The following is an 8,220-nucleotide window of genomic DNA, read 5'->3' on the forward strand; positions in this document are numbered from 1 at the left end:
CGGGGGCACCTTTCAGTGTCGCACCAAAGTACAATCGCGTCAGTCGGACCAAGGTCGCAGGTGGCGCATTCCCTGCCGGGAAGCGGCGCTGCCCGGCCGTGGAACGACGCCGCCACCGCCGGCGTCAAATGGCTGGATCCGCCAGCCGCCGTGTCATCGAGGACGTACTTCATGTTCAAGCCGCATCCGGTCGCGCTGCAGCGTGGCGCGCTGCGCCTGGAGCCCATGCTCGAAACGGACATTCCCGAACTGGTCGGTCTGGCCGAGGCCAACCGCGCCGAGCTCGTCTACATGAGCGGTCCGCTGCGTCCGGACTGGTACCGCCAGGCCCTGGGCGAACAGCGCGAGGGCCGTGCCCTGCCGTTCACCATCCGCCTCGGTGAGCAGGTGGTCGGTACCACCCGCTACTTCGACTTCCTTACCACGCTGCCCGCCGCGGAGATCGGCTCCACCTGGCTGGACCGCGCCCAGCACGGCACCGGGCTGAACGCCAGCATCAAGTACCTGATGCTGCGCCACGCCTTCGAGCACTGGGGGATGGTCCGCGTGCAGCTGAAGACCGCGCTCAGCAACCTGCGCTCGCAGCGTGCCATCGAGCGCCTCGGCGCACAGCGCGAGGGCGTGCTGCGCAACCACCGGCGGCTGGCCGACGGGCGCCTCGACGACACCGTGCTGTACAGCATCACCGACCGCGACTGGCCGCAGGTCAAGGCCGCGCTGGAGGCGCGCTTCGGCGCGAGTGCCTGATCCGTGCCTGCCGGCGATGTCCGCGAGTATGCCCGCTTCCACGCCCCCGCCGACCTGGGTGGCCTGGAGCTGCTCTCGGCGCGCTACATCGAGCATCGCTTCGCGCCCCATGTTCACGACAGCTACGTGATCGCCCTGGTGGAGGCCGGGGTGGAGCGCTACCGCTACCGCGGCGCCGAGCACCTGGTGCCGGCCGGCAGCTTCGCGCTGCTCAACCCCGACGAGGTGCACACCGGCTCCAAGGGCAGCGAGCAGGGCTGGCGCTACCGGGTGTTCTACCCGGAGACCGCCCTGGTGGAGGCGCTGCTCGGCGAGCTGGAACTGCCGTTGCGCGGCCTGCCGATGTTCCGCGGCAGCGTGTACGCCGATCCCGACCTGGTGGCCGCCCTCGGTCGCCTGCACCGCCTGCTGGAGGATCCGCGGGCCAGCGCCCTGCAGCGCCAGACGCTGTGGCGCGAGGTGATGCTCGAGCTGCTGTGCCGCCACGCCGATCTGCCCGAGCCGCGCCGCCCCGGCCAGGAACCCCGTGCGGTGACTCGCGCCCGCGAGCTGCTGGCCAGCCGCCTGGAGACGCCGCCGTCGCTGGAGGAACTGGCCGCCGCGGTAAACCTCTCGCCCTTCCACTTCGCCCGGGTGTTCCGCGCCGCCACCGGCCTGCCGCCCCACGCCTGGGTCAAGCAGCGCCGCCTGGAACAGGCACGCGCCCTGCTCAGGGCCGGCTGCCTGCCGGTGGAGGTGGCCAGCCGCCTCGGCTTCGCCGACCAGAGCCACCTGGCCCGGCAGTTCAAGCAGGCCTACGGGGTGGCGCCGGGGGAATACCGCCGGGCTTGCGTGCGCTAGGGGCGGCCCGCCGCAACAGCGCAAGATCGTTCAAGACTTCCCTGAGCCCCGGCAGTAGCCTCCCAGCCTTCAAGGAGGTTGCATGACCCGTAGACACGAATTCCTGCAAGGCGCCCGCGACATCCTGCCGCTGATCGTCGGGGCGATTCCCTTCGGCATCATCTTCGGCAGCCTGGCGGCCAGCTACGGCCTGAGCCTGGGCCAGGCGCTGGGCATGTCGCTGCTGGTGTTCGCCGGCTCCGCGCAGTTCATCGGCGTCAGCCTGATCGGTGGCGGCGCCGGCGCGGCGGTGGTGCTGCTCACCACCCTGGTGGTCAACCTGCGCCATGCCCTTTACAGCGCCACCCTGCAGCCCTTCGTGCGCCACCTGCCGAAGCGCTGGCGGGTGCCCCTGGCGTTCTGGCTGACCGACGAGGCTTTCGCCGTGGTCCAGCACCGCTACGCCGAGCGCGATGCCTCGCCTCACAAGCACTGGTACTTCTGCGGCGCGGCACTGACCATGTACCTCAACTGGCAGCTGTGCACCCTGGTCGGCGTGCTGTTCGGCCAGGCAGTGCCCAACCTGGCCGCCTGGGGCCTGGACTTCGCCATGCTGGCCACCTTCATCGGCATCGTGGTGCCCATGCTCAGGAACCGCCCGCAAGTCGCCGCGGCCCTGGTGGCCGGCGTGGCGGCGCTGCTCTGCCATGGCCTGCCCTACAAGCTCGGGCTGATGGTCGCCGCGCTGGCCGGCATCGCCGTGGGCATCGTCCTGGAGCGCCACTTGGCCTGGAAGCTGGAAGAGGAGGGCGCCTGATGCACATCTGGCTGCTGATCCTCGGCATGGCGGCGATCACCTTCGCCATCCGCTACAGCCTGTTCGCCTGGCCGGAGCTGCGCTTCCCGCCGCTGGTGCGCCAGGGCCTGCACTACGTGCCCACCGCGGTGCTCACCGCCATCGTGGTGCCCGGCATGCTGCTGCCCGACGGCGAGCATCTGGCCCTGTCCGCGGATAACGCCTACCTGCTGGCCGGCCTGGCGACCATCCTGATCGCCGCGCTGACCCGCCACCTGTTGGCCACCATCCTCGGCGGTCTGCTGAGCTTCTTCCTGCTGCGCTGGGCGCTCGGTCAGCTGCCGCTGTGACGGGTATTGCGAGCCGGGCTGTGGCCTGGAGGCCGGCTGCTGCAGTCCAATAGCGGACGGCCAGATCGGCCCCACACAGGTACAAGGGACATGAACCAACATTCACAGTTCGCCCTGCTGGGCACCCGACGCTTCCTGCCGTTCTTCCTCACCCAGCTGCTCGGGGCGTTCAACGACAACGTCTTCAAGCAGGCGCTGATCCTCGCCATCCTCTACAAGCTGAGCCTCGCCGCCGACCGCAGCCTGCTGGTCAACCTCTGCGCCCTCTTGTTCATCCTGCCGTTCTTCCTGTTCTCCGCCCTCGGCGGCCAGCTCGGCGAGAAGTTCCCCAAACATGCGCTGATCCGCGCCATCAAGCTGGCCGAGATCCTCATCATGCTGGTCGGCGCCGCCGGCTTCCTGTTCGCCAGCCTGCCGCTGATGTTCCTCGCCCTGTTCGGCATGGGCACCCACTCGGCGCTGTTCGGCCCGGTGAAGTACTCCATCCTTCCCGCCGCGCTGCGCGAGGACGAGCTGATCGGCGGCAATGCCCTGGTGGAGATGGGCACCTTCCTGGCCATCCTCGCCGGGACCATCGGCGCCGGGCTGATGCTCTCCAGCGACGCCTACGCGCCCCTGGTGGGCGGCGCGGTGGTGCTGGTGGCTTGCGCCGGCTACCTGACCAGCCGGCAGATTCCCCATGTCGGCGCGGCCCTGCCGGAGCTGCGGCTGGACTGGAACGTGCTGCGCCAGACCTGGGCGACCCTGCGCTTGGGCCTCGGCCAGCGCCCGGCGGTGTCCCGCTCGCTGCTCGGCAACTCCTGGTTCTGGTTTCTGGGCGCCATCTACCTGACCCAGATCCCGGCCTACGCCAAGGACCACCTGCACGGCGACGAGTCGGTGGTGACCCTGATCCTCACCGTGTTCTCGGTGGGCATCGCCCTCGGCTCGATGCTCTGCGAGCGGCTCTCCGGGCACAAGGTGGAGATCGGCCTGGTGCCCTTCGGCTCCATCGGCCTGACCGGCTTCGGCCTGCTGCTCTGGTGGCACTCCGGCGGCTTCCCGGCTGGCGCCGAGCCCCATGACTGGCTGGCGCTGCTCAGCCTGGGCCAGGCCTGGTGGGTGCTCGGCGCCATCCTCGGCATCGGCGTGTTCGGCGGCTTCTACATAGTGCCGCTGTACGCGCTGATCCAGTCGCGCACCGAGGCGGATCAGCGCGCCCGGGTGATCGCCGCCAACAACATCCTCAACGCGCTGTTCATGGTGATCTCCGCGCTGGTGGCGATCCTCCTGCTCGGCGTCGCGGGGCTGAGCATCCCCGAGCTGTTCCTGGTGGTGTCGCTGATGAACGTCGCGGTGAACAGCTATATCTTCAAGATCGTCCCCGAGTTCAGCATGCGCTTCCTGGTCTGGCTGCTCGGCCATTCCATGTACCGGGTCGAGCACCGCGGTCTGGAGAGCATTCCGGAGGAGGGCCCGGCGCTGCTGGTGTGCAACCACGTGTCCTTCGTCGATGCCCTGCTGATCGGCGGCGCGGTGCGCCGGCCGGTGCGCTTCGTTATGTACTACCGGATCTACGACCTGCCGGTGCTCAACTTCGTGTTCCGCACCGCCGGCGCCGTGCCCATCGCCGGGCGCAGCGAGGACCTGCTGGTCTACGACGCGGCCTTCAAGAAGATCGCCGAGTACCTGCGCAACGGCGAGGTGGTGTGCATCTTCCCCGAGGGCAAGCTGACCCGCGACGGCGAGATCGACGAGTTCAAGGGCGGCGTGGCGCGCATCCTCGCCGAGAACCCGGTGCCGGTGATCCCCATGGCCCTGCAGGGCCTGTGGGGCAGCTTCTTCAGCCGCCACCCGGCCAAGGGCTTCTTCAAGCGCTTCTGGTCGCGCATCACCCTGGTGGCCGGCGCGCCCCTGGCCCCGGAGCTGGCCAGCCCGCAGCTGCTGCAGGCGCAGGTGGCGGAATTGCGCGGCGCGCGCCGCTAGCGCAGGATGGCGCCTTTACCTGCCGGAAGCGCCACCGTGAACCCCGAAGACCTGCTGCTGCTCGTCACCCGCACCATGCCGTTCGGCAAGTACAAGGACCGGCTGCTCGCCGACCTGCCCGGCCACTACCTGGCCTGGTTCGCCCGCGAGGGATTCCCCAGGGGCGAACTGGGCCGGCTGCTGGCGCTGATGCACGAGATCGACCACAACGGCCTGCGGGGACTGCTGGAGCCGCTGCGCCGCCGTCCGGCGCGCTGAGCCGCCACCTCTGCCGGCGCCTGGCTTGAGCGCGGCGCTGGCCCCGCCAATACTCAAGGCCGACCACCCGCCCAAGGAGGGCCCCATGCGAGCGATTTTCGCGCTGCTTGTGCCGGCGATGCTGGCCGGCTGTTCGTCCTACCGCGCCGACCCCGACCAGGTGAGGTCGGTACCCGTCGAGCGCCTGCTGGCCTATCAGAAGCCGCTGGCCGAGGCCGGGCAACTGGTGGTCAACCGCGACTTCGGCTTCCTCGGCGGCGGCTGCTACGTAGCGGTGCTGGTGGACCGCCAGGTGGCGGCGCGGATCGGCGTCGGCGAGGTGGCCACCTTCCAGGTCCCGCCCGGCGAGCGGGTGATCGGCATCGCCGCCGACCGCGACGACCCGACCCTGTGCGGCAAGGGGCTGCTCTGGCGCGAGCTGGCGGTGCCGGTGGCGGCGGGGGAGAGCCGCCAGTTGCGGATCGTCAGCGAGAACAGGGGCGGTTTTGCGATTCGCGTTGACCAGCCCTGACCGGGGCTCGTTGGCCGCTTTCGGTTGAGTTGCTGCGTAGCTGGGGCCGACTCTTGCAACTTCTGCGCTGCTGGCGGGCGGGTTGCTTTTGCCAGGCGCGACAAAAGCAACCAAAAGCGCTTTGCCCCCAGTCATCCGGCCCTTCGTGGCTCTCGCGGCACTCCTGCCGCTCGCTCCCCTTCCACAACGATTCCGCGCGTCCTCCTGAAGGGGGCTTGGCGCTGCCTGATAGTTTGGGTAGCTGACGGGAAAGGTCAGAGCGTGGTGCCGTCAGGGCATATCACATGGGCCATCAGATAGGCGGGCTGGCCGTTCGCGAAGTGTCTGGCGTCCATGACCTTGCAGCCCGAGACGTGCTCGATGGCTTCGACCTGGATGGGTTTGAGTTCATTCAGGTTGGGCACGAAGTAGAACAGCTTCTTGCCGTCATACCAGGCCGCCCAGTGGTCGGGCTGTTTCAGCACGACTATATGGTGACCGTCCTTCTCGTAGAACTGCCGGTCCGGGTGGGTGGCGTTGTGCAGGGGGCTGCCGACACAGCCGGTCAGCAGCACCAGGGAGAGCAAGGCGAGTAGTCGGGGCACGCGCATGGAGTCGTCCTTGTTGTTGGTGGTGATTGGCAGGCGGGAGAACATTAATGGGCGGAGTTGGGGGAGTCTTTGGCTGTTATGCCGGTGATGGGGAGCAGGTTTGGCCTCTTTGAATGGTGCTGCCTGAGGGGGCAGGCGGGTTTCCGTAGGGCTGGGGATTGCGGTTGATTTTCTGGGCGGCTGCGCTGCTGGTGGGCTCACAGGTTCCGCCCTGACGGGCGGATTGCTTTTGCCAGTCGCGGCAAAAGCAACCAAAAGCGCTTTTCCCCTGTCATCCGGCTCTTCGCTGTGCTTCGGGTTGCTCGCTGCGCCCGCCCTTCTGAAGGGACGGTTGAGGTCGCCTGGTGGCTCAGGCGGGTTTCCGTAGGGCAGGGGATTGCGGTTGGTTTTCTGGGCGGCTGCGCTGCTGGTGGGCTCACAGGTTCCGCCCTGACGGGCGGGTTACTTTTGCCAGTCGCGGCAAAAGTAACCAAAAGCGCTGTAAGCGCTCCATAAACCCCGTCCGCCAGGACGGGGTTTATGGAGCGCTTACCCCGCGCGGCGACAGCCACGACATGGGCGATGAAAACCCGGCACAAACCTTCGGCTACGTGGCCCGCGAACTGGGCAAGCGCAAGATCGCCTTCATCTTCACCCGCGAATACCAGGGCGACGACAGCCTGGCCCCGCAACTGAGGCAGCAGTTCGGCGGCGCGCTGATCGCCAACGAACGCTTCACGAAGGAACAGGCCAACGAATGGCTGGCCGCTGGCAAGTGCGATGCGGTGGCCTTCGGCATTCCCTTCATCGCCAACCCGGATCTGGTGAAGCGGCTGGAGTTGGATGCGCCGTTGAATGAGCCGAAGTTCGAGACCTTCTACGGCTTGAGCCCCGAGGGGTATATCGACTACCCGACGCTGTAAGGCGTAGGTGCGGCAAAAAGCCCGACCTGAAGGGATTCAGGTCGGGCTTTTTTGTGGGTGGACAGCGGGCGTATAGAAATAGTAGCGTCGCGCCATCAATGCGTGAGCCCTACGGGAATTAGAGAGCGTTTGGAATTTATACGGAAGTCCGTTATACAAGAATCCCATCTAATCACTGTTATCCATACAGGAAGCTTCGGTGCCTTTGGTAGAGAATGCGAATACTGAACGATAGAAAAGAAAGGAATCTGCTCATATTGACGCTATGTGCGTCCACAATATTGTGCGTAATCGAGGCCAACTTTGGTCTTCCAAGTTTTCTGGTGGACACAAACGTAGGCTATTTGCTCACAAACGAATCGTTTAAACGTATTGTTTCTGAACTATGCCTCAGTATTGTTGCGGCATACGTTTTCTATCTGTTTATAGATTTCATGCCAAGAGCAACGGCAGAAAGAGACACCAGGGTCGTTCTTGATTCTTTGTTGGCTTCGATATTGGACGCATATTCGAGGGGTAGAGTGTTCGGTCATGAAACACCAATTTCTCATGTGGATAAATCTGTTTTGAGCGAGAGATGGCTCTGTGAGCATAAAACGCTTTTAAAGAATGAAAAGGTTAAGTTCCTTCCATTGAAGTTTGCATTGCAAGCGGCTGACTCTCGACTAGAAGATTTTCGTCACGCTTTGCCTTTGGCTGTATCGCTGTCGCCGAAACATGCCATGCAGTGGCTAGTCATTATCGATAAAGTACGCCTTTTAGCAGAGAATTATGGTTCGCAACCTGAGGTGCCAGAAGAACAAATGTGTCTAGTCGATACAGATTCAGATGACAACCCTTTGAAACTTTATAAATCAGTCTTGAATTTCAGATTGTTGGAATTAGTTGAGCAAACCATTGAGTGGCGAGGCTATACCACCAATGAAAATGGCTAACAAGACCAAGCACAGCGACAGCTTTTTCATTGCGGCTTCGCCTTCACTACAAAGCTGCGCGTGTTGGGGATGGTCTGAAGTAGCCACGTATTTCTGGCCGACTACAGACCTCGCTGTTTTTTGAAGCGATCCATCGATCAAAAAGCGCTCAGATCGTCGTCTTATGTAGGGTTTTTAGCCGCTACGCGTACCCCGTAGCGGCTATTCGCCGTGTTACAGGCGCACCTCCCCTGTGTTCGCGAGTAAATGCCGCCGCGCCATCCACAGATTCGACAGCGCAAACAGCGTAATCAGTTGTGCGGTGTTCTTGGCCAGGCCACGGAAGCGCACCTTGGTGTAACCAAACT

General features: G+C 64.9%; 9 protein-coding genes and 2 pseudogenes. 9 read left to right on the plus strand and 2 right to left on the minus strand.

What is annotated here, in order from left to right:
- Nucleotides 1-171 precede the first annotated feature (171 nt).
- The 7 genes from H165_RS0115700 (at nt 172) to H165_RS0115730 (ending at nt 5,446) form a co-directional block, all read left to right on the plus strand.
- Nucleotides 172-747 (plus strand): GNAT family N-acetyltransferase, encoded by a 576-nt coding sequence (locus tag H165_RS0115700; protein ID WP_017939897.1) that lies wholly within the window; start codon nt 172-174, stop codon nt 745-747.
- 3 nt (nt 748-750) lie between these two features.
- Nucleotides 751-1,587, plus strand: coding sequence for an AraC family transcriptional regulator (locus H165_RS0115705; RefSeq protein ID WP_017939898.1), 837 nt, complete (start codon nt 751-753; stop codon nt 1,585-1,587).
- An 82-nt stretch (nt 1,588-1,669) separates the two neighbouring features.
- The gene (locus H165_RS0115710) at nt 1,670-2,383 is read left to right on the plus strand and encodes an AzlC family ABC transporter permease (RefSeq protein ID WP_017939899.1); all 714 of its coding nucleotides are present in this window, start codon (nt 1,670-1,672) and stop codon (nt 2,381-2,383) included.
- On the plus strand, nt 2,383-2,712 hold the full coding sequence (locus H165_RS0115715) for an AzlD domain-containing protein (protein ID WP_017939900.1): 330 nt from the start codon (nt 2,383-2,385) through the stop codon (nt 2,710-2,712). Before H165_RS0115710 ends, H165_RS0115715 begins: the two co-directional genes overlap by 1 nt.
- Nucleotides 2,713-2,802: 90 nt before the next feature.
- On the plus strand, nt 2,803-4,677 hold the full coding sequence (locus H165_RS0115720) for an MFS transporter (protein WP_017939901.1): 1,875 nt from the start codon (nt 2,803-2,805) through the stop codon (nt 4,675-4,677).
- A 36-nt stretch (nt 4,678-4,713) separates the two neighbouring features.
- Nucleotides 4,714-4,935, plus strand: a complete 222-nt coding sequence (locus tag H165_RS0115725; protein WP_017939902.1) for a DUF3820 family protein — start codon at nt 4,714-4,716, stop codon at nt 4,933-4,935.
- Nucleotides 4,936-5,020: 85 nt separating this feature from the next.
- Nucleotides 5,021-5,446: a hypothetical protein gene (locus H165_RS0115730; RefSeq protein WP_017939903.1), complete on the plus strand. Its 426-nt coding sequence runs from the start codon at nt 5,021-5,023 to the stop codon at nt 5,444-5,446.
- Between the two features lie 254 nt (nt 5,447-5,700).
- Here the strand turns inward: H165_RS0115730 and H165_RS0115735 are convergent, their stop codons facing one another.
- The gene (locus H165_RS0115735; protein ID WP_155943624.1) at nt 5,701-6,036 is read right to left on the minus strand and encodes a hypothetical protein; all 336 of its coding nucleotides are present in this window, start codon (nt 6,034-6,036) and stop codon (nt 5,701-5,703) included.
- Between the two features lie 527 nt (nt 6,037-6,563).
- Here H165_RS0115735 and H165_RS0115740 point away from each other — a divergent pair.
- Together H165_RS0115740 and H165_RS19300 are read left to right on the plus strand one after the other, a co-directional pair.
- A pseudogene (locus tag H165_RS0115740) lies at nt 6,564-6,938 on the plus strand (oxidoreductase); the annotation flags it as partial.
- A gap of 323 nt (nt 6,939-7,261) precedes the next feature.
- Complete coding sequence (locus H165_RS19300; protein WP_211206293.1) at nt 7,262-7,873, plus strand: hypothetical protein; 612 nt, start codon at nt 7,262-7,264, stop codon at nt 7,871-7,873.
- Nucleotides 7,874-8,086: 213 nt separating this feature from the next.
- Here the strand turns inward: H165_RS19300 and H165_RS19630 are convergent.
- Nucleotides 8,087-8,220 (minus strand): annotated as a pseudogene (locus H165_RS19630) (IS5/IS1182 family transposase); the annotation flags it as partial.

The organism is Pseudomonas thermotolerans DSM 14292, from assembly GCF_000364625.1.
In the GTDB taxonomy this organism is placed as follows: domain Bacteria; phylum Pseudomonadota; class Gammaproteobacteria; order Pseudomonadales; family Pseudomonadaceae; genus Aquipseudomonas; species Aquipseudomonas thermotolerans.

What these genes read in the sequence shown, in the direction of transcription:
- H165_RS0115720 (WP_017939901.1), top strand. Translation starts at nt 2,803, where the DNA reads ATGAACCAACATTCACAGTTCGCCCTGCTGGGCACCCGACGCTTCCTG.
- H165_RS0115730 (WP_017939903.1), top strand. Translation starts at nt 5,021, where the DNA reads ATGCGAGCGATTTTCGCGCTGCTTGTGCCGGCGATGCTGGCCGGCTGT.
- H165_RS0115715 (WP_017939900.1), top strand. Translation starts at nt 2,383, where the DNA reads ATGCACATCTGGCTGCTGATCCTCGGCATGGCGGCGATCACCTTCGCC.
- H165_RS0115735 (WP_155943624.1), bottom strand. Translation starts at nt 6,036, where the DNA reads ATGCGCGTGCCCCGACTACTCGCCTTGCTCTCCCTGGTGCTGCTGACC.
- H165_RS0115710 (WP_017939899.1), top strand. Translation starts at nt 1,670, where the DNA reads ATGACCCGTAGACACGAATTCCTGCAAGGCGCCCGCGACATCCTGCCG.
- H165_RS0115700 (WP_017939897.1), top strand. Translation starts at nt 172, where the DNA reads ATGTTCAAGCCGCATCCGGTCGCGCTGCAGCGTGGCGCGCTGCGCCTG.